The 21,627-nt window shown below is 59.2% G+C and carries 24 protein-coding genes; 12 read left to right on the top strand and 12 right to left on the bottom strand.

The window, feature by feature from the left end:
* Position 1: 1 nt before the first annotated feature.
* Both AC1DNI_RS21250 and AC1DNI_RS21245 read right to left on the bottom strand, forming a co-directional pair.
* Complete coding sequence (locus AC1DNI_RS21250) at positions 2 to 1,918, bottom strand: ABC transporter substrate-binding protein (protein ID WP_477693331.1); 1,917 nt, start codon at positions 1,916 to 1,918, stop codon at positions 2 to 4.
* Entirely contained in the window at positions 1,912 to 3,801 is a 1,890-nt protein-coding gene (locus tag AC1DNI_RS21245) for an ABC transporter ATP-binding protein (RefSeq protein ID WP_091925050.1), read from the bottom strand. The genes AC1DNI_RS21250 and AC1DNI_RS21245 overlap by 7 nt, the downstream gene beginning before the upstream one ends.
* 181 nt (positions 3,802 to 3,982) lie before the next feature.
* Here AC1DNI_RS21245 and AC1DNI_RS21240 point away from each other — a divergent pair, with 181 nt between their 5' ends.
* Both AC1DNI_RS21240 and AC1DNI_RS21235 read left to right on the top strand, forming a co-directional pair.
* A complete protein-coding gene (locus AC1DNI_RS21240) occupies positions 3,983 to 4,264 on the top strand; it encodes an AbrB/MazE/SpoVT family DNA-binding domain-containing protein (protein WP_477693330.1) in 282 nt (93 codons plus the stop codon).
* 53 nt (positions 4,265 to 4,317) lie between these two features.
* The gene (locus tag AC1DNI_RS21235) at positions 4,318 to 4,443 is read left to right on the top strand and encodes a hypothetical protein (protein ID WP_477693329.1); all 126 of its coding nucleotides are present in this window, start codon (positions 4,318 to 4,320) and stop codon (positions 4,441 to 4,443) included.
* Here AC1DNI_RS21235 and AC1DNI_RS21230 read toward each other — a convergent pair whose 3' ends face one another.
* On the bottom strand, positions 4,444 to 5,400 hold the full coding sequence (locus tag AC1DNI_RS21230; RefSeq protein WP_477693328.1) for a polysaccharide lyase family 20 protein: 957 nt from the start codon (positions 5,398 to 5,400) through the stop codon (positions 4,444 to 4,446).
* Complete coding sequence (locus AC1DNI_RS21225; protein ID WP_027233103.1) at positions 5,397 to 6,734, bottom strand: adenylate/guanylate cyclase domain-containing protein; 1,338 nt, start codon at positions 6,732 to 6,734, stop codon at positions 5,397 to 5,399. Before AC1DNI_RS21225 ends, AC1DNI_RS21230 begins: the two co-directional genes overlap by 4 nt.
* A gap of 357 nt (positions 6,735 to 7,091) precedes the next feature.
* Between AC1DNI_RS21225 and AC1DNI_RS21220 the strand changes: the two genes are divergently transcribed.
* Positions 7,092 to 8,429, top strand: coding sequence for a nucleotide sugar dehydrogenase (locus AC1DNI_RS21220; RefSeq protein WP_477693327.1), 1,338 nt, complete (start codon positions 7,092 to 7,094; stop codon positions 8,427 to 8,429).
* Positions 8,430 to 8,432: 3 nt separating this feature from the next.
* On the opposite strand, the gene AC1DNI_RS21215 is transcribed toward AC1DNI_RS21220, so the two are convergent.
* A complete protein-coding gene (locus AC1DNI_RS21215; RefSeq protein WP_477693326.1) occupies positions 8,433 to 9,587 on the bottom strand; it encodes a DUF3095 domain-containing protein in 1,155 nt (384 codons plus the stop codon).
* Between the two features lie 409 nt (positions 9,588 to 9,996).
* Between AC1DNI_RS21215 and AC1DNI_RS21210 the strand changes: the two genes are divergently transcribed.
* A complete protein-coding gene (locus AC1DNI_RS21210; protein WP_477693325.1) occupies positions 9,997 to 10,710 on the top strand; it encodes a helix-turn-helix transcriptional regulator in 714 nt (237 codons plus the stop codon).
* Here the strand turns inward: AC1DNI_RS21210 and AC1DNI_RS21205 are convergent.
* From AC1DNI_RS21205 to motA, 7 genes are read right to left on the bottom strand one after another with little or no spacing between them, the layout of a single operon-like run.
* Complete coding sequence (locus AC1DNI_RS21205; RefSeq protein ID WP_091944700.1) at positions 10,707 to 11,147, bottom strand: hypothetical protein; 441 nt, start codon at positions 11,145 to 11,147, stop codon at positions 10,707 to 10,709. The two genes, AC1DNI_RS21210 and AC1DNI_RS21205, sit on opposite strands and share 4 nt — an antisense overlap.
* Positions 11,148 to 11,174: 27 nt before the next feature.
* Entirely contained in the window at positions 11,175 to 12,239 is a 1,065-nt protein-coding gene (gene flhB, locus AC1DNI_RS21200; protein ID WP_027233098.1) for a flagellar biosynthesis protein FlhB, read from the bottom strand.
* 14 nt (positions 12,240 to 12,253) lie between these two features.
* Positions 12,254 to 13,282 (bottom strand): flagellar motor switch protein FliG, encoded by a 1,029-nt coding sequence (locus AC1DNI_RS21195; protein ID WP_477693324.1) that lies wholly within the window; start codon positions 13,280 to 13,282, stop codon positions 12,254 to 12,256.
* A gap of 5 nt (positions 13,283 to 13,287) precedes the next feature.
* Positions 13,288 to 13,638 carry a flagellar motor switch protein FliN gene (gene fliN, locus AC1DNI_RS21190; RefSeq protein ID WP_036815168.1) on the bottom strand — a complete coding sequence of 117 codons (351 nt, stop codon included), beginning with the start codon at positions 13,636 to 13,638 and terminating at the stop codon, positions 13,288 to 13,290.
* 22 nt (positions 13,639 to 13,660) lie between these two features.
* On the bottom strand, positions 13,661 to 14,113 hold the full coding sequence (locus AC1DNI_RS21185) for a BAB2_0123 family type IV secretion system effector (RefSeq protein ID WP_477693323.1): 453 nt from the start codon (positions 14,111 to 14,113) through the stop codon (positions 13,661 to 13,663).
* Positions 14,094 to 15,032, bottom strand: coding sequence for a FliM/FliN family flagellar motor switch protein (locus tag AC1DNI_RS21180; protein ID WP_162737300.1), 939 nt, complete (start codon positions 15,030 to 15,032; stop codon positions 14,094 to 14,096). Before AC1DNI_RS21180 ends, AC1DNI_RS21185 begins: the two co-directional genes overlap by 20 nt.
* A gap of 7 nt (positions 15,033 to 15,039) precedes the next feature.
* Positions 15,040 to 15,912: a flagellar motor stator protein MotA gene (gene motA, locus AC1DNI_RS21175; protein ID WP_027233093.1), complete on the bottom strand. Its 873-nt coding sequence runs from the start codon at positions 15,910 to 15,912 to the stop codon at positions 15,040 to 15,042.
* A gap of 141 nt (positions 15,913 to 16,053) precedes the next feature.
* Here motA and AC1DNI_RS21170 point away from each other — a divergent pair, with 141 nt between their 5' ends.
* The 8 genes from AC1DNI_RS21170 (at position 16,054) to flgG (ending at position 21,621) form a co-directional block, all read left to right on the top strand.
* Positions 16,054 to 16,836, top strand: coding sequence for a DUF1217 domain-containing protein (locus AC1DNI_RS21170; protein WP_477693381.1), 783 nt, complete (start codon positions 16,054 to 16,056; stop codon positions 16,834 to 16,836).
* Positions 16,833 to 17,558, top strand: coding sequence for a flagellar basal-body rod protein FlgF (flgF, locus tag AC1DNI_RS21165; RefSeq protein ID WP_477693380.1), 726 nt, complete (start codon positions 16,833 to 16,835; stop codon positions 17,556 to 17,558). Before AC1DNI_RS21170 ends, flgF begins: the two co-directional genes overlap by 4 nt.
* Positions 17,559 to 17,588: 30 nt before the next feature.
* Positions 17,589 to 18,962 carry a flagellar protein export ATPase FliI gene (gene fliI, locus AC1DNI_RS21160; protein WP_477693322.1) on the top strand — a complete coding sequence of 458 codons (1,374 nt, stop codon included), beginning with the start codon at positions 17,589 to 17,591 and terminating at the stop codon, positions 18,960 to 18,962.
* On the top strand, positions 18,959 to 19,534 hold the full coding sequence (locus AC1DNI_RS21155; protein ID WP_477693321.1) for a hypothetical protein: 576 nt from the start codon (positions 18,959 to 18,961) through the stop codon (positions 19,532 to 19,534). The genes fliI and AC1DNI_RS21155 overlap by 4 nt, the downstream gene beginning before the upstream one ends.
* A 108-nt stretch (positions 19,535 to 19,642) precedes the next feature.
* Positions 19,643 to 20,023: a flagellar basal body rod protein FlgB gene (gene flgB / locus AC1DNI_RS21150; RefSeq protein ID WP_027233088.1), complete on the top strand. Its 381-nt coding sequence runs from the start codon at positions 19,643 to 19,645 to the stop codon at positions 20,021 to 20,023.
* Between the two features lie 4 nt (positions 20,024 to 20,027).
* Positions 20,028 to 20,447, top strand: coding sequence for a flagellar basal body rod protein FlgC (flgC, locus tag AC1DNI_RS21145; protein ID WP_027233087.1), 420 nt, complete (start codon positions 20,028 to 20,030; stop codon positions 20,445 to 20,447).
* Positions 20,447 to 20,779: a flagellar hook-basal body complex protein FliE gene (gene fliE / locus AC1DNI_RS21140; protein WP_477693320.1), complete on the top strand. Its 333-nt coding sequence runs from the start codon at positions 20,447 to 20,449 to the stop codon at positions 20,777 to 20,779. The genes flgC and fliE overlap by 1 nt, the downstream gene beginning before the upstream one ends.
* 50 nt (positions 20,780 to 20,829) lie before the next feature.
* The gene (flgG, locus tag AC1DNI_RS21135) at positions 20,830 to 21,621 is read left to right on the top strand and encodes a flagellar basal-body rod protein FlgG (protein ID WP_027233085.1); all 792 of its coding nucleotides are present in this window, start codon (positions 20,830 to 20,832) and stop codon (positions 21,619 to 21,621) included.
* Positions 21,622 to 21,627: the final 6 nt, after the last annotated feature.

Here is a 21,627-nt window from a genome sequence, read left to right as displayed (position 1 = left end):
TCTAAACCTGCTCCTCGTTCAGCCAGAACGTATCGGGCATGTAGATTCCGAGATAGCAGGTGGGATCGAAGCCGTAGAGCGCCTGCTTCGGAACATTCTGCAAGCGCGCTGTGCGCAAAATGGGCTGCAGCGTGCCGTTCACGATCCCGATCGAGAAAACCTGGCTCGTATAGATTGACAGCATCTTGTGCCAGATTTCCGTACGCTCGGCCATGCTGGAGGAGGCGCGCCAGCTGTTCTGCAGATTGACGAGTTCCACGGCTTCCGGCAGATCGGGGGCCTTGCCGTTTTGGCCAAGCGAGAGATAGTACATTCCCCAGAGCGGCCATTGCAGCTGGTCGTCGGCAGTCGGGGCGAGCTGCTGCGGGTTCATGTCGGCGGTTGCCACGCCATTTTCGATGCCATACCAGATCGACATCATGATGTGGCCGCCTTGCGCGCGGCTACGGAAGATGTCGCGTTGGGATGTTCGCGTGAACAAGGCCAGGCCCACCTTGCGCCAATGATCGGTGATGAGTTCGAGAACGTCGGTGTCGAGCGTGCTTTCGCCCGGAGTCTCGACCGTAATCTCCGCAGGCCGGCCATCCGGCAGAAGCCGAATGCCATCGTCATTGCGATTCTGAAGACCGGCTTCATCGAGCAATGCGTTGGCCTGCTCAGGATCATGGTCGATCCACGCCTTGGCATATTCCGGCTTGAACAGGGGGCTTTCCGGCAAAACAGTGTCGGCGCTGGGCTTCCCGAGGCCGTAGAAAGCCGCCATGTTGATCTCGTGCCTGTCGATGGCGAGCGACAGCGCGCGCCGCACCCTCACATCCCGGAACAGGTTCCGCCATACATCGTCACCGCAATTCAGATTCGGCAGGATGGCGAGGCGCGACCCGCGCGTCAGTTTCCACAGATCGACCTTCACGGGATAGCGATCTTCGGCGTCTTTCAGGAACGTGTAGTCGTTGAAATCGATACCTGTCGCCTGCAGGTCACTTTCACCCGCCCCCGTCTTGGCCGGGATGATGGACGATGAACTGACATTGAGGATGAACTTGTCGACATAGGGCAATTGCTTGCCGTTCTCGTCGACGCGGTGGAAATAGGGGTTCCGCTCGAAGATGAACTGCTCTGCTGGGGGCGCGGTGGTATTCCTCCAAGGGTAGAGCGTCGGCAGTTCAGGGTTCTCGGGGCGATACTCGCGCGCCATCTTGATGTGAAGATCAGCCCATTTCTTGACGCGGTTTTCCTTCATCAGTGCGGAAAGCCGAAATTCGTCCTGATACTTCTTGTGGAACTGCTTCATATAGGCCGACGGGCCAACAATGATGAGGGGCTGCGGTCCGGCGAGGGCAGGGAGGAAATTAGGATTGGGCCGCTCCCAGGAATAGCGGACCGTCAGATCATCCACGACCTCGAAACGCGGCAGATTGCCATCGACACGCAGCTCGAGCGCACCGCCCCCCGGTGTCAGGTCCTTGTTCAAAAGGACGTCTTCCCACCAATAGCGGAAATCAGCGGTCGTGAATGGCGATCCGTCCGACCACTTGTGTCCTTCCCGCAACTTGAAGGTAAAGATCGTATCCTTGTCAGACTGGAATGCTTCGAGAACGTCCGGCTGGAAGACGAGACGCTCGTCGTACCCGACAAGCCGCGCATAGCCGTAGATCGTCATCAGCCGGATATCCTTGGCACTGCCGATGATGGTACGGATCGTCCCGCCATATTTGCCGGGCATCCGTCCCATGCTCTTCAGTGGCACGATGCGCGGTTGCTTGGGCAGCCGCTCGGAAATCGGAGGAAGACTGCGGGCAAGCAGCCGATCGGCAAGAAAATCCGGCTCGTGCTCCATCTCGCGGTCTGCCGCACGCGCGACCCCGGGCAGGACGGCGCAGCCGAGTGCGCCGAGAACTGTACGACGCGTTACCAAGGGCGAAGCTCCCGAACGTCAACGTTCTTTCGTGCAAGGACAAAATGGCCGTCGCCGAGATCGGCGGGTATCAGCGGGTCTCCCGCTTCATCGGGCCTGAATTGCGGCGCCCACTCGCCCTGTTCGGAGGCGCCGCTCGCCTGCAGCGTCGTAAAATCGAGCGGACGATCAAGGTCGGGGAAGGGCACGGCGGCGAGAAGGCCGCGCGTATAGGGGTGGACCGGGTTGCGCAGGATGACCTCCCTCGGAGCGAGTTCGACGATCCGCCCGCCCCACATGACCGCGATACGGTCCGCCATGTAATCAACGACGGCGAGGTTGTGCGAAATGAAGAGATAGGTCAAGCCGAGCTGCTTCTGCAAGTCCTTGAGGAGGTTGAGGATTTGGGCCTGCACCGACACGTCGAGCGCTGATACTGGCTCGTCGCAAATCAGAAGTTGCGGGCCAAGGGCAAGCGCCCGGGCGATCCCGATACGCTGGCGCTGACCGCCGGAAAAGCTGTGCGGGTAGCGATTGAGAAAGCGCTGGTCGAGACCTATGGCCTGCATCAGGCCGCGCACCTTTTCGAGCCTGTAGGCCCGGTCGCCACGTCCATGGATCTCAAGCGGCTCGCTCAGAATGTTCTGGACGGTCATGCGCGGTGAAAGCGATGATACCGGATCCTGAAAGACCATCTGGATATGGGTGCGCAGATCCATGAGATCGTCGCCCTGGGCCGTGAGTACATTAATCTTGCCAGAGCCGTCATCGAACGTCACCGACCCGCTGTCGGGCGTGACGGCCCGCATAAGGATCTTGCTGACTGTGGTCTTGCCGGAGCCGCTTTCACCAACGAGGCCAAGGCATTCGCCGCGCCTGATATCGAAACTGACGCCATCGACAGCGCGCACTTCCGTCGTATGCTTGCGACCAAAAAGACCGGATTTTCGGGTTTTGTACGACTTCGTCAGATCGCGGACCGAAAGCAGGATCTCAGGGGCGTTCGCAACCTCCTTTTTCTTGGCCCACAGCGTGTCCGTCTTCACCGGGACTTCGCGCAGAGCCTTCAGACGCTCGCCCGGCTTCATGTCGAAATGCGGGACCGCGGCCATGAGCCCCTTGAGATAGGCGTGCTGCGGATTGCGGAAAATCGCTTCGACGGGTCCGGCTTCCATGATCTCGCCGTGATAGATCACCACGACTTCATCGGCCATGTTGGCGACAACGCCGAGATCATGGGTGATCAGAAGCATCGCCATGTTCAGCTTGTGCTGGAGTTCCCGAAGCAACTCCAGTATCTGCGCCTGGATCGTCACATCGAGCGCCGTCGTCGGCTCGTCGGCAATCAGGAGCGCCGGACGGCAGATCAGCGCCATGGCGATCATTGCACGCTGGCGCATACCGCCCGAAAGCTCGAAAGGGTACATGTCATAGGTGCGGCTTGGGTTGGAAAATCCGACGTTATCCAGCATCTCCTCGGTTCGCGCGCGGCGCTCTTCCTTGGAAGACTCGGTGTGGATCGCCAGGACCTCGCTGATCTGGTTGCCGACGGTATGCAACGGCGACAGGGACGTCATAGGCTCTTGAAAAATCTTGGCCATGCGGCTGCCGCGCAGCGCCCTGATCTGTTCGCCGTCTGTCGGCAATTGCAGAATGTCGGTGGTCCTGCCATCGAGGGGGTCGGTAAAGAGAATCTTGCCGGTCGCCTTTGCCGTATTCGGCAGGATACCCATGACCGACTGGCTTATGACGGATTTACCGGATCCGGACTCGCCGACGAGCGCCGTGACTTTCCCCGGGAGCACGCGCAGATTGGCGCCCTTGACGACGTGCAAGCGGCCACCGAGCATCGAAAAGGAAATACCCAGGTTTTCTATACGCAGAAGATCAGACCCGGATTTCATGAGAGCCAACTGTTCCCCGCAGCACATCATTTATCGTTTATTGTGCCGAGACTATCGTACGGTCTTGGGGGAGTCTAGCGTGATAGGCTCAGGCTTGATCGTGCGCCTGCCAATTAGAGTGAAGGCCATTGCGCTGCGAGCCACGAACTTGCTATCGTCTTGCTAACGGGGTGGTTTTTCAATGACCAAGCATGAGAGGCTGACAACAGTCGTATCCACAAAGGGTCAGGTCGTCCTTCCGACGGCAGTGCGCAAGGAGCGGCACTGGCATGCCGGCACGCGCCTTCTTATCGAAGAAACGCCTGACGGCATCTTATTGAAGAACGCTCCCCTGTTTGCACCGACCAAAATCGAAGACGTGGCCGGCATGTTGAAACACGACGGCCGACCGCGATCACTGCAGGACATGGACAACGCGGTAACAGAGGCCGTCAGGGAAAAGCATGATCGCGGTCGATTCTGATATTATTGTGTCTGCTTTCTGGCCGCGAGGCGCTGACATTGGCGAGAGAAGGCATGGACTTTGCAGATGCCTTTCACCTCGCCTCAAGCGCTAATTGCGAAGCGATGATGTCGTTCGATACGGACTTCATCAAGATCGCCAAACGTGAAGCTACGCTGGAGGTGAGGCGGCCGGTCTAGCTACGGTGCCGGACAGGCATCCGCGCCAAGCACGTCCTCGCAGCGCGACGAACGGCGAAAATTGTCATAATAGAGCGTCCAATTTGTATCGTCCGCGGCGCGGTAAGGACCGAACTTGAAGTACTGGTTCTTGCCGAGGCCTTCGTCACCATGGCCAATGCGGCCCTTGACCGTGACAATCCACTTCTTGTTGGCGAAAATCTCGACGTGGCCTGAGCCATCCGGGCCGGGCTTGCTGTAAATGGCAAAGTCGATCCAGCCTGAATCCGGTGTCGGCAGTTTATTGCCACGATCGGTCACAACGATCTCGTTGGTGCACGCGCTGAACTGGCTGCCGTTCTCAGGCGTCCAAGTCGGGTCAGTGGCAACCAGTGCACGCATTTGGTTGACGTCCGGCCGATACCAAATGGGCGTCTTGGCTTCGCCGCACGACTTGACGCTGTCGGTGGTCGGGGCGCCAGGTGCCACGTAATTCGTCTCGATCGTCGCAAAGAGCTTGCCCTGATTGAGGCGCAGCGCCAGGAAAGGACTGAAATCGCCCACGGCGTCCGGTCCGATTTCACGCTTCCATTGGGCAATCAGGTAGCGGTGGTCGCCCATTGGTATCGGATCGGCGAACTTGACCGCAAAGCCATACCAGACGCCCTTATCATAGGGCACGCGACGATCGGTCTTTTCCCAGATTTCAGCCCGCTCGCTGCAGTTCTTTCGCGACGCCGGGCAGAACGGCCGTACGCTCAATTTCAGGGCCCCGGAACCTGTGAGCTTCACATCCGACTGAAATTCGGCCGTTCCCGCACGCTGCTCAAAATTCTTGCGATAGTAGAGCCCGCCGCTTGGCGCGAAGTCGGCGCCGTCAAACCCGTCATGGAGAAAGTCGCTTGCCGGATCGGCTGCCGCGGGGCTGAGGCTCAGAGTTCCGGCGAAGAAAGCCATGGCAAGCGTCTTTCCGATCATTGCATGAATTTTTCCAATAGAGGGCGACGGGTTTTGGCATCACGGTGCAGAAGCATGACTTGTTCGGCTTCCGAGAGGCCATCATAAGCAACATCGTCGTAGGCGTCATCAATCTTAATCGGATCGCCTGAAGCGTTCGGCAGCAGCACTGTCACCTTATGGCCGACACCGCGCAATTGTTCTTCGCCGAGCGTGGTCCAGTCGCCGCCGCAATAGGAGGCAAAGGCCTGACTGGCGATGACTTCATGCGAATATTTCTTGGTCAGCACCTGCAACCGTTGCACTTCATTGACGGCCGAGCCGAATGCCGAAAACGTCAGGCGATCCTTGAGCCCGACATTGCCGAACATCACGTTGCCGACGTGGAGGCCGATGCCGTAGCGAACATCGCTGAGCCCGTTGCTGCGGCGATCCTTGTTGAGTTCGGCAACACGCGCCTGCGCCTTGAAAACGGCAGCAAGCGCTGCGTCGCAGGCAATCTTCGACGGATCCTTGTGGCGGCCGCACGGATAGACCGCAAGGAAGCCGTCACCCATGAAGCTCATGATTTCACCGCCGCTGCGGTTGAATGGGGCGGCAATCGCGTCGAAGAAATGATTGAGCGTGTCGATATAGGCCTGCCGGCCCTCCTTTTCGGCAAGCATGGTCGATTCCCGCATGTCGCCCATGACGAGGGCTGCGCGAATGGTCTCGCCGTCCCCGCGTCTAATCTGGCCGTCGAGGACACGCTTGCCGGCATTGCCGCCGAGATAAGTCGTCAGCATATTGTCCGCGAGCTTGCCGAGAACTGCCATCTTGGCCGCAACGGCGAGATGGTTCTGCAGCCGCAACAGCGCAGCAATCATCGCATCGCTGAACCCCCCGGTGCTGTCAGTCGACCACGAACCCATCATGCCTTGCGTGGATTGGCCGCCGAAAGGCTGCAGGAAGGCGAGGTAATCGGTCATTCCCTCCTGGCGCAGTTCTTCGAGGACCGGGAATTCCACCGGACCGTCCCTGTCGAGCCGGCGGCGCAAATGTTCAAGATTATTGTTGAGAAGATAAAAATACGGGCTTTGCAGGAAACGCTCTGGCTTGCCGGCCGGATCGTGGCGATATCCCTCGACGCTCATGCCCGTGGCGCGCATCCATGTAAAACCCAGTGCGTCGTAGAGCGGGTGCAGCATGGAAAAGGACAGGTTGACGCGCGCGATGGGGAGGCCAGCCGCAGCTATGCGTTCGCAAAAACCCCTGACGATGGTTTCAAGATTGTCACCGGCGAGAGAGGCGTGCGTAAGCCAGTCGGCTACTTTGTCGAGGAGAATGGTGGAGACATCAGATTGGGTCGCGCTCATCGCTTGTCCTTACAAAAATACGAGCCACGTCCGTTCCCCACAATTCGGATCGGCACAACCAATCCGTGTAGATCGAAAATGAGTGAATCGGGCTTTGGAGTCAACGTCGCCCGTAGGGCGCCAGCATTAGCAAGACCAGTCCGATGCAACCGGGGATACGTCGTCGGGCAGTCCTTTATCGATCATTGTTCTATTCCCACACATGGGTGTCACGACCGGCCGAAGCAATAGGTCGCAACCTCCGGTCTTCAAAAAGCTGACATGCGCCGGAGGAGCTGCACTTGCTTGACACTCTTGTTCATTGCCGCCATCTAAAGCACCCAGATTTGCGCACGCTTTGGCACGAAAGAGATTACCTTGTCCGCTTCACCCTATCTTGCTCTTTCCGGCAAAATCGAAACACGCCAGGCGCAAGCGGGAGTGATCGGTCTCGGCTACGTCGGCCTTCCGTTGGCGATAACGCTGGCGCGGAGCGGGTTTGCCGTAACCGGTTTCGATATCGACCCGGAGAAGATCATCGCGCTCGACGCCGGCCAGTCCTATATCGAAGCCGTTTCCAGCGAAGCGCTCTCCGACGAGATGAAGACAAAGCGCTTCAAATCCACGACTGACTTTAGCCTGCTCGCAACCTGCGACGTTATCGTCATTTGCGTGCCGACCCCACTAACCAAGCACCGCGATCCCGATCTATCCTATGTCGAGGCGACGAGCCGCTCGATCGCACGTACACTGCGTCGCGGGCAGTTGATTGTGCTGGAATCGACAACGTACCCCGGCACCACCGACGATATCGTCAAATCCATCCTCGAGGAGACCGGGCTTAAATCCGGAACCGACTTCTTTCTCGGCTTTTCGCCGGAACGTGAGGATCCGGGCAACCGCAATTTCGATACCGCCACCATTCCGAAGATCGTCGCCGGCGACGGGGACGAGGCACGCGCCCTGATGCTGGCTTTCTATGGCGCCGCCGTGAAGACCGTCGTTCCGGTTTCCTCGAATGCGACAGCCGAGGCGGTCAAGCTTACCGAGAACATTTTCAGGGCGGTGAACATTGCGCTCGTCAACGAGCTCAAGACACTCTATGCGGCAATGGGGATCGACATATGGGAAGTCATCGAGGCTGCGAAGACAAAACCCTTCGGCTACATGCCTTTTTACCCCGGCCCCGGGCTTGGCGGCCACTGCATCCCAATCGATCCATTCTACCTGACCTGGAAATCGCGCGAGTATGAACTGCCGACACGGTTCATCGAACTTGCCGGCGAGATCAACGCAGCGATGCCGCGCTATGTCGTTGCCAACCTCGCGGAAGCGCTCGACAGGCGGGCCGGCAAGGCGCTCAGCCGTTCGCGTATCCTCATCGTCGGTCTTGCCTACAAGAAGAATGTTCCGGACATCCGCGAAAGCCCCTCCCTGCGCCTGATCGAGATCATTGAGGAACGCGGCGGGACGACCGACTATCACGATCCTTTCGTGGCGACGGTTCCGACCACGCGTGAACATATGAGTCTGAAAGGGCGCAAATCCATCGTACTGACTGAGGAAATCGTTCGGTCCTATGACGCCGTGCTCATTGCGACAGACCACGATGATGTCAATTATGCTGACCTCGCACGTTGGTCGCCCTTGATCATCGATACGCGCAACGTCTTTACGAAGATCGGACTTTCGGCCGAACACATCGTGAAGTCCTGACGGTTAAGAAAGCTTGGCCTTCAGATTGCTCGCTGCCATCGCATAGCCGCCTGATGCGCCGTCGATGAAATGGATGTGATCGTGCGCCATCGGGGTCGGCACGAAACACGTGATCAGCGCGGAATCCTGCTTGTGCAGGCCATAGCGCGCGATACCGGCGGCCGAAGCTTGGTCGAGCAGCGTTTCGATACGGCGCAGGCGTTCAGGCTCGATATCGATGGTCAACTTCAGCCCGTCATCGAACTTGCGAAAGTCGGAATTCTGGGCCAGCTCGCGCTTGTATATTTTCGGGTCCCATCCCCCGGCCGTCAGTCCGAATTTGTCGAGCACGTATATCAGGATGATCTGTGCAATGATGGCGAGCTTGCGGGTAAATCGCTTGCCCGGCGGCGCTGCTGCGCGCGCTTCGGCGTCGACGCCCGCCGTCGTAAACTTGACGGTTGGACCTTCCGCGGGCAGCGGGTGCGCGCCGCGTCCCTGGCCAGCGGCAACAGCAAGGACATCCGAGACGAGTTTGCGAAACTGCACGTTGGCGCCGGTCGTGCCCGGAACCGCAATGATCGAGACGATTGCGCCATTGCGCGCTTCGATCGGGTTCCACCGGCAGGACAGGCCGGTGAGGTCGGGCCGTGTCCCTGTGGGTGCGCGATCCACCGCATATTTGCCGGCCTTCATTTGCGCTTCTGCCCAACTTGTGCCACCGCCCGCAAACATGGCATAGGAAACGTCGGGGCTCACTGCAAAACGGGCTACACGGACGTCGAGCCCGATCGCCCGTATGTCGGCGATGGGCACAAGGGCGGCGCGAAGATTGAGCCCGAGTTCCTCGGCGACCCAGGACTGAACGGCGGCGAGAGCTTCGCGCGCCTTTTCCGAGAGCGATACAGGAAGCGCTACCAGCGCACCGTCACCACCAAAAACAAAGGGATAGTCCTTCTTGCCGACTGCGTTAAGGAGTGCCGAGATCACGCTTGCCCCGGCCGTATTGACCGCTTTGTAGCGGCCCTCCGCAATGGCCTCGGTCGAACTGACAATATCTGCTGTCGCAAGCACCCAGTCATCGGGTAGCGGCTGGTAGTTTGCCGTATCGACAACCCCTTCGAATTCCACGAAGACGGGGATCCTATCAAAGAAATTTTCGCTCGATTGGGTGGACATTGTTTGCCATTAGCACAATCGCGGGTAGCAGGCGATCCGGTTTGGTCTTCAAGCTGCACGGCGGCAATACAACTGGGTCTTTATTTAATACACCATAAGAGACAGTGGCAGGATGTGAAATCTTCAACTACCAATTGCACAAAACATGAATTGTTCAATTGCTGCAAAAGTGTGTAGAACCGAAAATAGAGTTGTGCGCGTCTTGTGCACTGCGTCAAGCTAGTGCAACCATCCACACGTGATTGATTCTGAACGTCAAACTACCCTTGATTTTCTAGAGTTATTTGGTGATGCCAGCATATTATGCTGAAAATAATGGTTTGCGCTGTCCATGCATTTTGATCTGGCCCATTTCCCGGATTTCCAGGAAGGCTTTTCCAGTGGCAGCCTAAAATTAGATACACTGGAAATGCTGAGGGATATTCGCCAGCAATTGGGCTGTCGCTATATCACCCATATCGGCTATTCGGATCTGACGAAGCCGCAGCGCGGCAGCGATCCTGAAATCTCTGTGTTGACGACCTTGCCGGTTCATTGGGTCGTGCGCTATTCGGCAAAGAACTATTATCGTGTCGACCCACTGGTGCAGGGCATCATGCAGGCGCGCCGGCATTTCGATGCAATCGGCACGATTCGCAATCTCGCGGAAGACAAAAGCTTGCCGCTGGAATCAAGGAAGTTCCTGCGTGACTGCCAGTTGCGCGGCCTCGGCAACCTCTTTCTCGTTGTGCCTACATCGAACTCACACGGTTTTCGCGGCGTTACCGAATTCACCTTCGACGTGCAATCGACCGAACAGATGGCCTCGATCGGCGCCATAGGCAAGCGACTGGCCGGCGTGTCGGCGAAGCTTCACAACAGCCTCCACAGCAACCGCAATCCCGCGCTGGCGGCATCCGTCGCCAGTCTCCTGACCAAACGGGAAATCGACTGCCTCTACTGGGCAGCGAACGGCAAGACAGATGGGGAAATCGGCGAGATTCTCAATATTGCGCGCTGGACGGTCGTCACCTATCTGACCAACGCCAAGAACAAGCTCGGCTGCTCCAACCGAACCTCTACCGTCGCGACGGCGCTGGCTCTCGGCGTGATCGAGATGCCTGCGATCAGCAACAAATTCTAGCCGAGGTTCTCGGACGCGGTCAGTTGTGGCAGGCGCGCATTCTCGAAGGCCGCGGCGAGAAGGGCGGTATTGTCGGCCGGGCTCCGGCCCGTCTCCGCGAACCTGACGTGGTGGAGATCAATTTCGGTTGAATCGGCGCCAAGTGTCAGCCGGAAATAGGCGTTGACGCCCATGTTCTTGAACTCGAGATCGAGCATTACCTTCGGTGCCGTATTCCAGTCGAGCGTGTACTCGCCGCCTAGACCGAATGTGAGCGTTTCGGGATAGAAAGTCAGCTCCGTCGCTGAATTGACGATGTCGGCGATATTGCCAAAGAGCTCGCAGCGGATGAAGGCGATATAGTCCGCAACGTCCACGAGCCGAAGATCATCCACGACCTCCGTCAAATGTCCGGAGATAATGTCGACACGGGTTGCGGAATACTGCGTTTTCTTCATGCATTGATCCGATGACGGTCTGGGCAATTATTTTCGACGTGCATTAACAAACTGAATGAGCTCGGCAACTGCTTTGTAAAATTCCGGAGCAATTACACTGTTGACCTGGACCTGTTTATACAACGCCCGTGCCAACTGGACATTCTCAAAGATCGGTACCCCATTTGCTTCGGCGATCTCGCGGATCTTCAGCGCAATAATGTCCTGACCCTTGGCCACGACCACCGGCGCTGAATCCTTTGCCGGAACATAGCGCAATGCAACTGAGAAGTGTGTCGGATTTGCGACGATCAGCGTTGCACCCGGGACCGACGCGATCATGCGCTGGCGCGCCCGGTCACGACCCAGCGAGCGGAGCCGGGACTTGACGAGGGGGTCACCCTCCGCCTGCTTGTGCTCGTCCTTCACTTCCTGTCGCGTCATCCGCAGTTCGCTGCGCCAATGGATACGGGTCCATGCCAGGTCGAAGGCCGCCAGAACGGTTACGGCGATGGCGACAGACGACAGCAAGCGAACAATGTGAGTCCGGATAAGTTCCGGCAGGGCATTCGGCTCGGTAATGATGGCATCGACAAAAAAATGGCTGTCTTCAAAGAAGATCATGAAGACGATCACACTGGCCGCTACGAACTTCACCGTCGATTTCAGGAACTCGACTTGTCCGGCAGTGCCGAAGACCCGCGACCAGCCCTTGGCGAGCGATATTCGCGACAATTGCGGCTCGATTCGATCGAATACGATGCGCGGCGCGTTCTGCAGGACCGACGCAAGGATGCCGGCGCCGGGCACGATGATAAGGACCGGCAGTAGCGCCAACGCTACTGCAGCACCAACAATTCCGAAGAGCTGCCGCGCATCGTCGGCGCTGGTAAGCCGCCAGTCATCCGATTTGTCGAGCAGTTCGGATAGAACCGCGGTCAGTTTCATGCCACCTGGAACCGCGACAAAAACCGTGAGGATGAGAAAGGCAACGATCGATGCAAAGATCGGCACTTCGCGTGAAAAGGGAAGATTTCCCTTTTCGACGGCATCGCTGATCTTCTTTTCAGTCGCTTCCTCGGTTTTGCTGTCTTTATCGGCGCCGTCCGACATGGGCTATCCACGTCTCACGATGCCGGCTCTTCCACGTCGAGCTTGAGGTTGCCACGCTCCGCGAGACTGATCGCGGTGCGGGCGATAACCCGGCGCGCTTCGGTGACGGCACTTGTGTTGACGTTCGATTGGTTCGAAAGCTCCGTTTCGACCATGCGGCGGCCGCGGGTCGAGAGCGACTGCAGGATGAGTTCCTGCAGATGCGGGTCGCACCCGTGCAGCGCCGTGGTAACGACATCGGTCTGGATCTCGTCGAAGAGCACAAGCCGGGCCCGCTGCGACAGCCGCGCAATATCCTCGAAGGTGAAGAGCTTCGCTTTGATCTTTGCAAGGTCGTCCGCGCCAAGGTCCGAAAGGCCGGAGAGGATTTCCTCCACATCCGACTTGTCGAGCTGATTGATGATGTTGGCGATGGCGCCGTGATGACTCTTTTCCGAGCTCGTATTCTCCTTGCCGGTTACCTCCTGCTGCAGGACACCTTCGAGCATGGTCGAGATGGCAGGCGTGACCTTCCGAATGTGCAAGGTCCGCTGAATAATGGCGCTGCGTTCTGCCGCAGCAAACCGGATGAGCAACTTTGCCGCGACGTCCGAGGGCAGGCGTGAAATGACGTAGGCGGAGACCTGCGGATGCTGCGCCATAAGATAGCTTTGAAGCACATCCGCCGGAACGCGCGGAAGCTGGTCCCAGACCGATTCCTGCGTGATGAGTTCGGGCCGCCGATTTTCAATGACCGCGCTCGCATCCTCGGCGGATAGCGTATCGCGCAAGAGACCCTCGAAGCGCATGCCGGCTTCCGAAACCGGCGCGCCGTCGGCGAATGCGTTCTCGAATTCCTTGACGAGTTCCTCAAAGTCGCCGGGCGTAATCGGCTCCAGCTTGCGGGCATGGCCGGCGAGCGACCTGAGGTCATCGGCAGTAAAATGCTTCAAAAGCCGCGATGCGGACGGCCGTCCGATCGCCACCAGCAATGCAGCAACCTTCTCCGGACCGCTGAGGTCATGGATGGCGCTTGCCGCTTCGGATGATTCCTGATCGCTCATTCGGCTCAGGCACCGCTGCCGATGACTTCGGTAAGGCTGACGCCAAAGCGGGACGAATCGTCTTCAAGGACGATGACCTCACCGCGCGCGATGACGCGGCCGTTAACGACGATGTCGACTGGATCGCCGATCTGCTTGTCGAGCGTCACCACGGCGCCGCGGCCGAGCTTCATAAGGTTTGCGACTGGCATGGAGGTGCTGCCGAGCACGACCTGTACGTCAACAGGTATACCCATGATGAGATCGATATTGGGTTTTGCGCCCGCCTGTTTGCGAGGCTGCGAGTCATCACGCTTCAATTCCTCGATCGCTTCGTTGAGCTCGTCTTCGATCGAATTCCTGTCGTGGGGGGCCATGATCTATTTATCCCGATGAAGGTTAGAGGACGACGCTTGCGACATCTGCGCTGCGAACGATGCGGTTGACAAAGACCGGAAGGGTTTTTGCCGGAGTTTCGGGCTGGGCCGAGGCGGATGCGGCCTTTGCAGGAATAAAGGAAGGCTGTACCGAGACCGCCGGAGTGCGGACGCCATCCTTCAGATCCGATTTGGCGCGCTCGACGAGATCGATGGCCCGGGTGATTTCGGAACGGACGCGATCGGAATCGCGCAGGCGCGCTTCGAGGCGCACACTTTCGTCGCGGCAGGTCTCGCGTTCCGCCTGGAGGATCGCCAGGGCCTGTTGCAGGTTGGCGGCCGAACTGGCCACCTGGTGGGCCACGACCCGGCTCATCGCGTTGAGGCGATTCGCCTTGCGCAGCGCCGCCAGGAAAACCACAAGCGAGACGGCGGTCAGCACGATCGAGACGAGATTAACCAGCGGCAAGCTCATCAAGGAGATCCTCTTCTTCATTGATGGGGTCGGTGATCCGGACCGTGAATGCGCTGCCAGCCTTGCCGAGACGGCACTTGTAAAGTGCCTGGTGGCCGCTGCGCAGCCGGACCTGGTCGATCGCGTCCTTGGGCAGTTGCAGTATCTGGCCCGGCTTCAGGAGCGCAAGTTGCTCGAGCGTCATCGACCCTTGCTGGAGATAGGCTTCCACATCGATGTGGGCGCGGCTGACCTCGAGCCGCAGCTTCTTTGCCCATGCCGGGTCGGAATGATGGGCCGGTTGCCGCAGCATGCGGGCGATTGCGTCCTGCATGGGCTTGAAGCTCGACCGCGGCAGGAGGATCAATATTTGCCCGGAGCGGCCGGCTGACTTCAACGTGACAGCGCAGCAAATCATGCGGGTTTCAGAAATTGTGTTGGGCGCGAGATGAGCCGGCTCGACCAGATCGCCAACCTGGAACAGCCCCTCGGCACCTGCGGCAAACATATGGTCGAGCGATGCCGTTACATCCGCAAAGACCTGTCGGGCGATGATGAGGTCCACCGATGTGAGCGGACGAGCGGCGCTGCCCGTTCCGGCACTCGTTCCCGAGCCGAAAAGCGCTTCGATCCCACAATCGACAAAGCTGCGGTCCGCGGCGAGGACGACGCGCGAACCCCATTTCGATACCGGCACCATCCCGACAAGACCGGATTGCGCGAGGGTGTTCGTGATCGCGTCCTTCTCCAGCGTCCTTACGCCAGCGAGCTCAGCGGTAACAGGCACCTCGGTCTGTCCGGCAAACCGCGCACCGAATGACGCCGCGAGCTCCCGGAAGACGGTCTCCAGCGATTTGAGGTCATCAACCGACATTCCGGCGGCGCGAAGAATGCTCTCGGCGAGAACGTCAGGTCGTTTGGTTTCCGCTTCGGCTTCCATGATCAACCTATGCTGCCTGCTGCATCGGCGCCGGGGACAGTGTCTCCTGCTCGACCACATCGATCGACGGACGGTCATAGGCCGAGATTGTCTTGCGTCCGTATTCGAGCGCGATCTGGGGCAGGGCGCCGTTCATGTAGGCAAGCAGCGTCTGCTTCACGATCATGTAGAGGCGGTTCTGCTTCTCCCGCGTCGTCTTGATCTTCGTCGCGATCGGACCGACGACACCGTAGGAAAGGAAAATGCCGGCAAAGGTGCCGACCAACGCGGCGCCGATCAAATGGCCGAGAATTTCCGGCGATTCATTGAGCGCGCCCATCGCCTTGATGACCCCGAGCACGGCGGCGACGATGCCGAGCGCCGGCAGGCCTTCCGATACGGCGACCATGGCGTTGTATGGCTTCAGCTTGTCGCGGGCGATGGTATGGAGTTCTTCATCCATGAGCGCTTCGATCTCATGCGACCGGGCATTGCCTATGATGATGAGGCGGCAGTAGTCGCAGATGAAGTTCGTCAGGTCGTGATTCTTTAGCACGCTCGGGAAAGCCTGAAAGATCGGCGATTCCGTTGGATTGTCGATGTGAACTTCGACTTCGTTACGCGATTTCGCGCGCAGTTCCCGCATCAATGCGTAGAGCACACCGAGGACGTCCAGATAATCGCGTTGTTTGGGAATCTTGTTGGTGAACGCTTCCATGCAGGCGCGGCCCGTATCCTTGACCGCCGAAAATGGATTGGCAACGAGGAAGGTGCCAAAGGCGGAGCCGCCGATGATGACGAATTCCCATGGCTGCATAAGAACGGCGACATGTCCGCCCATGGCGATAAATCCGCCAAGCAGACACCCCATCGTCACGACCAGTCCAATAAGAATACCCAAGTCACTCTCCCGCAGGTTTGCCAGCGAAGCCAAGATCTAGCAGTTGCGGCTTGTGTGAACCTTGCAGGTTGGACGGACGGCGCGGACAGCTTCAGGCAAGCTTGGTCTGCGACACATGCGCAAACCCTTCGGGAAAGGCGCATCATGAACACTTTGACGAGCTACACCCTGATCGCTAAGGATTTGCCGCGGTCTCTTGCCCGTGTATCCGCAGAACCCGCGGTCAAGCGCGACAGCGAGTACTACCTGAAGAACATCCAGAACGTGAAATCCGTCGACGATTTCATGAAGGACACGCGGCTCTACAATTTTGCATTGAAGTCCTTCGGCCTTGGTGACATGGCCTATGCCAAGGCGTTCATCCGCAAGGTGCTGACCGAGGGCATCGACAGCAACGAGGCTTTCGCCAACAAGCTCAATGACGGGCGCTACAAGGAGCTGGCGACCGCGTTCAACTTCGTGAAGTACGGCGACAAGGCCACGAGCCAGCCCGGAACGCTGCAGCCGATCGTCGACAAATATGTCCGCCAGACACTCGAGGTGGAGACTGGCCAACAGAATGAGGGGGTCCGCCTGGCGCTCTATTTCGCCCGCAAGGCGCCCACGATTACCAACGCCTACGAGATCCTCGGCGACAAAGCCCTGCTTGAGGTCTTCCAAACCACTTTCTCGATCCCTGCGCAGACATCCGGCATGGATATCGACCGCCAGGCCAAGATGGTCGAGGATAAGCTCAACCTGGCGGACCTCAAGGACCCTGCCAAGCTCGCCAAGCTGATCACGCGCTTTACCGCGATGTATGAGATGAAAAACCCTTCGACCTCAACCAGCATACCGTCGCTGCTCGTCGGCGGTTCAACGCAGATCGGCATCGCCGACAGCATCCTGACAACGCTGCAATCGTTCAAGCTTGGTGGCCGCTGATGGAAAATTCGATCTATGTTGGCCTGTCTTCGCAAATCTCGCTTGAACGGCGCATGGACGCGCTGGCGCACAATGTCGCGAACATGTCGACGCCAGGCTTTCGCGCCACCGGCATGAAATTCGACGTCATGGTTTCGAAGGCCGCCGAGAATTCGAGCTTCGTCAGCGCCGGCGAGAGCTTCATCAAGACCGAGGCAGGGCCGATCACGCAGACCGGCAATCCGCTCGACGTCGCTGCCAAAGGCAATGTCTGGTTTTCCCTGCAATCCCCCGCCGGACAGGTTTTCACCCGCGACGGGCGCATGCAGATGTCGACGACCGGCGAACTCCTGTCGGTCAAGGGCTACCCAATTCTCGATGCCGGCGGCCAGCCGCTGACCATTGATCCCAATGGTGGCCCGCCGCAGATTTCGCCTTCCGGAACAGTTACCCAAAACGGCCGCCAGCTTGGCGTGATCGGACTGTTCACGATCGATCCGAATGCGAAGCTCACTTACTTCGACAATTCAGCTGTCATTCCAAGCATTGCGGCGCAGCCGGCGATCGACAATCCGGATGCTGGTGTCATCCAGGGCGCCATCGAGGGGTCGAACGTCGACGCCATCAGCGAAATGACGCGCCTGATGAATGTCTCCCGCGCCTTCGAACGCGTCGATGCGCTGCTGCGCGGTAGCGAGAACACGTTCAAGGATGCCGTCAGGACCCTCGGGTCCAGCACATGAGCCATCTCCCGGCCCCCCGATAGCTAGCTCATGCACGCACTCGAAGACGCACTTCAGACCATAGCTGAGCGAAAGGGCGATCTCGACGCGCTGGCGCGCCTGATTTCAAAGGCGACAGGCGAACGCGCCGTGGCGACCGGCGGCTATGTCGAGGATGTCTCCCGCTCGGCGATCGGCGTGCGCGGCATTTCCGACTGCACGCAGCTCGGCGACATGGTGATGATCCGGACCACCGAAGGTTTGCACCCGGCGGAAGTGGTGCGCCTCGAACAAAAGCGCGTGCTGATCAAGCCATTCGATGACCGCATCGTGCCTTCGCTCGGAACGCCGGTCTTTCCGGAGGGACAACTGCGCCTGTCGCCAGCGGCAAGCTGGAAGGGCAGGGTCATCAACGCGCTTGGGGAACCGCTTGACGGCAAGGGGCTACTCGCAGCGGGAAGCGAGGCCGTGCCTGTGGATCGCGCAGCGCCGATGGCCATGGAGCGCGGCCGCGTCGAAAAGGGTCTGCGCTGCGGCGTCAACGTCGTCGACGTCTTCGTCCCGATGTGCTTCGGGCAGCGCATGGGTATCTTCGCCGGCTCCGGCGTCGGCAAATCGACATTGCTCGCCATGATGACCCGGGCCGCCGACTTCGACACAGTCGTCCTTGCCCTTACCGGCGAACGTGGCCGCGAAGTGCGCGACATGCTCGAAGACACGATGGCGGGCAAGCTCGACAAGACGATTGCGGTTGTATCGACGGGCGACGAAAGCCCGATGATGCGGCGGCTTGCGCCAAACACCGCGACAGCCATCGCCGAGTATTTCCGCGATCGCGGTGACAACGTTCTGCTTATCGTCGATTCGATTACCCGCTTCGCCCATGCCGCACGCGAGATCGCGATTGCGGCCGGCGAACCCCCGGTTTCGCGCGGTTATCCGCCGAGCGTGTTCAGCCAGTTGCCGCGCTTGCTCGAGCGGGCCGGACCGGGGCTCGATGGCGAGGGCACGATCACAGGCATTTATGCGGTCCTGGTTGACGGCGACGATCATAATGATCCTGTTGCCGATGCAATCCGCGGCACGCTCGACGGGCATATCGTGCTTGACCGCGCCATTGCCGCGCAGGGCCGGTTTCCCGCTGTCGATATCCTGAGTTCGATTTCGCGCCTCGCGCAGCACAACTGGACACCCGAACAGGCAAAGCTTGCGACCAGCCTGCGCGGTCTGATCGCGCGGTTCGAGGAAACGCGCGATCTGCGCATGATCGGTGCCTACCAGGCAGGCAACGATCCGCATATCGATCAGGCCGTCACACTGGTTCCGCTCATTTACAATGCCATGCAGCAGACTCCGGCATCGCCCCTGTCGAACGATCCCTATAGCGATCTCGCCGCCGCGCTGAGACCAAAGGAGCCATCATGAAGCCCAGCGACACGAAGCGTCCGGCGTCACGTAAGGCCGACGCTAATGAACCGCCACCAGTGCGCGTCCGTGACAAGCGATTCGACGGCTACCTGAAGGGCGCCGGCATCGTGCTCGCCACGATCTGCGCCGTCCTCCCCTTCGTCATGTATTACGACATTCTCGATGCGCGCCCAAAGCCGCTTGCTTCTGGAATAACGGTGCGCGACCCCCTCAATCGGACCAATCAGAAGGTTGTAAGGGAAACGCACGGCAATCGCGGTTCGGCACAGGCGCAAACCGGCGAAGGCGTCGATGCGATGACCACGGCCACGACGGCGGAACTCACAGGTGACAGGCTCAAGCAGATCGAGGAGGCGAGCAAGCAGCCTTTCCCCGGCAAACCGGTATTCCTGCTGCGCGAGGTTGTAGGCGGCCTGGTGATGATCGAGGACGAAAGCGGCTACTGGTTCGTCGAAAAAGGCTCGCCTTTGCCGGATGGAAGCACGCTTGTCGCCATCGAGCGCGGCACCGATCCGGGCAGTTTCTCGATCAAGACCTCCGATGGCGACGTCATCACCCGAACCAACTGACTCGAGCCAACGACAGAAGTTCCGAAGCTGGCTCGGGCCGCAAGTCTCACGCAAGTTTGGCAGCGTAGGTTAAGCAAAGATTAAGCGCTTCTGACGTGCGAGGAAGACATGCAGGGTATCCATCTGTTCGAACTGGCATCGCGTCAGGCCGAGTGGTTGTCGGTGCGGCAAGCCGCCGTTGCCGGCAACGTCGCCAACGCCAATACGCCCGGCTTCAAGGCGCGGGACGTCGAACCGTTCAAGGACGTGCTGCAGCAGACGCAGTTGACGATGGCTGCGACCAATCCCAAACATCTCGAAATCGACGCATCCGGAATTGCAGCAACCACCATGCGCAAGGATGCGGTCGCCGAGCAGAACCACTCGAAAAACACCGTCAGCCTCGAAAGCGAGATGGTGAAATCGGGTGAGGTCAACCGACAGTTTGCACTCAACACCAGCATCGTGAAGGCGTTTCACCGAATGATGCTGTCTTCGGTAAAGAGCTGAGCCGATGTCCGACCCGCTACAGGCCGCCCTCAAAGTTGCCGCTTCCGGTCTCAACGCCCAATCGACGCGGCTGCGCATCGTTTCGGAAAACCTTGCCAATGCCCAGTCGACGGCCAAGACAGCCGGCGGCGACCCTTACCGCCGCAAGACCGTATCGTTCGCTACCGAACTCGATCGCAGCACCGGCGTCGAAACCGTGCGTATTGCCGAGGTCGGCAAGGACACCTCCGAGTTCGTCGAAGAGTACGATCCCAGCCACCCGGCCGCAGATTCGCGCGGCTACGTCAAATATCCGAACGTCAGCATGGTCGTCGAAATGGCGGACATGCGCGAGGCGAACCGTTCCTATGAAGCCAATCTCCAGGTGGTCAAGCAAGCACGCGAACTCATTGCCATGACCGTCGACCTCTTGAGGAATTCCTGATGATCGATCAACTTCTCAGTGTTTCCACCCGCAACGCTCTTTCGAAACTGACCGAGACGGTGAGCCAGGGAACCGGCGGGGCGTCTCAGGTTCAGCCCGCAGCCACCACCGGCGGGCCTTCCTTCGACAACGTTCTCTCGCAGCTCACCGGATCGGTCAGCGGCAAGCTCGAAAATGCCGAGGCGATGTCAATGAAGAGCATGACCGGCGACGTGCCGACGCGTGATGTCGTCAACGCCGTCATGGATGCCGAGCAGTCGCTCCAGACGGCGATCGCCATCCGCGACAAGATCGTCCAGGCCTATCTCGAAATCAGCCGCATGCCGATCTAGGCACATCAACGGAACTTGGCCGACATGGCCGGAAGGGCATTAGAAATTCCATGAAAGCGCTCACGATCGCTGCGACCGGCATGAATGCCCAACAGCTGAACCTGGAAGTGATTGCCAACAACATAGCCAATATCAACACGACCGGTTACAAGCGCGCCAAGGCAGAGTTCTCGGACCTGCTCTATCAGGCCGAACGCAGCGCCGGCGTGCCGAATGCCTCGAACCAGAGCGTCGTTCCGGAAGGCGCCATGGTCGGCCTCGGCGTCCAGACATCTGCCGTCCGCAACCTGCATATCCAGGGCGCGCTGAACCAGACCGGCAATCCCTTCGACGTCGCCATGGTCGGCCGCGGCTGGTTTCAAATCCAGAACGCCGCTGGCGAAACGCTCTACAGCCGCGCCGGCGCTTTCAACACGAATGATACGGGACAGCTCGTGACACTCGACGGGAACCTCGTCGAACCGAATATCGTCGTTCCGACCGATGCGGTCGAGGTGAAGATCACGGATACCGGGCAGGTCTTTGCCAAGATGGCTGACCAGACGCAGCTCGTGAACCTCGGCCAGCTGCAGATCGCCAATTTCGCCAACGAAGCCGGTCTCGAACCGCTCGGGGACAATCTCTTCCGCCAGACCGATGCTTCCGGCGACGCCGTGGTTGGCGTTCCGGGCGATCCCGGCTTCGGTACGCTCAAGCAGGGCTATCTCGAGAGCTCGAATGTCGATCCGGTCAAGGAGATCACGGATCTCATTACCGCACAGCGCGCCTACGAGATGAACTCCAAGGTCATCCAGGCCGCCGATGAGATGGCATCGGTCGTCTCGAAGAATCTTGGCGGCTGAGGATAA

Source organism: Phyllobacterium sp. 01N428 (assembly GCF_056399405.1).
The sequence above is the reverse complement of the archived record's forward strand: the minus strand, read 5'-3'. Positions and strand labels throughout refer to the sequence as shown.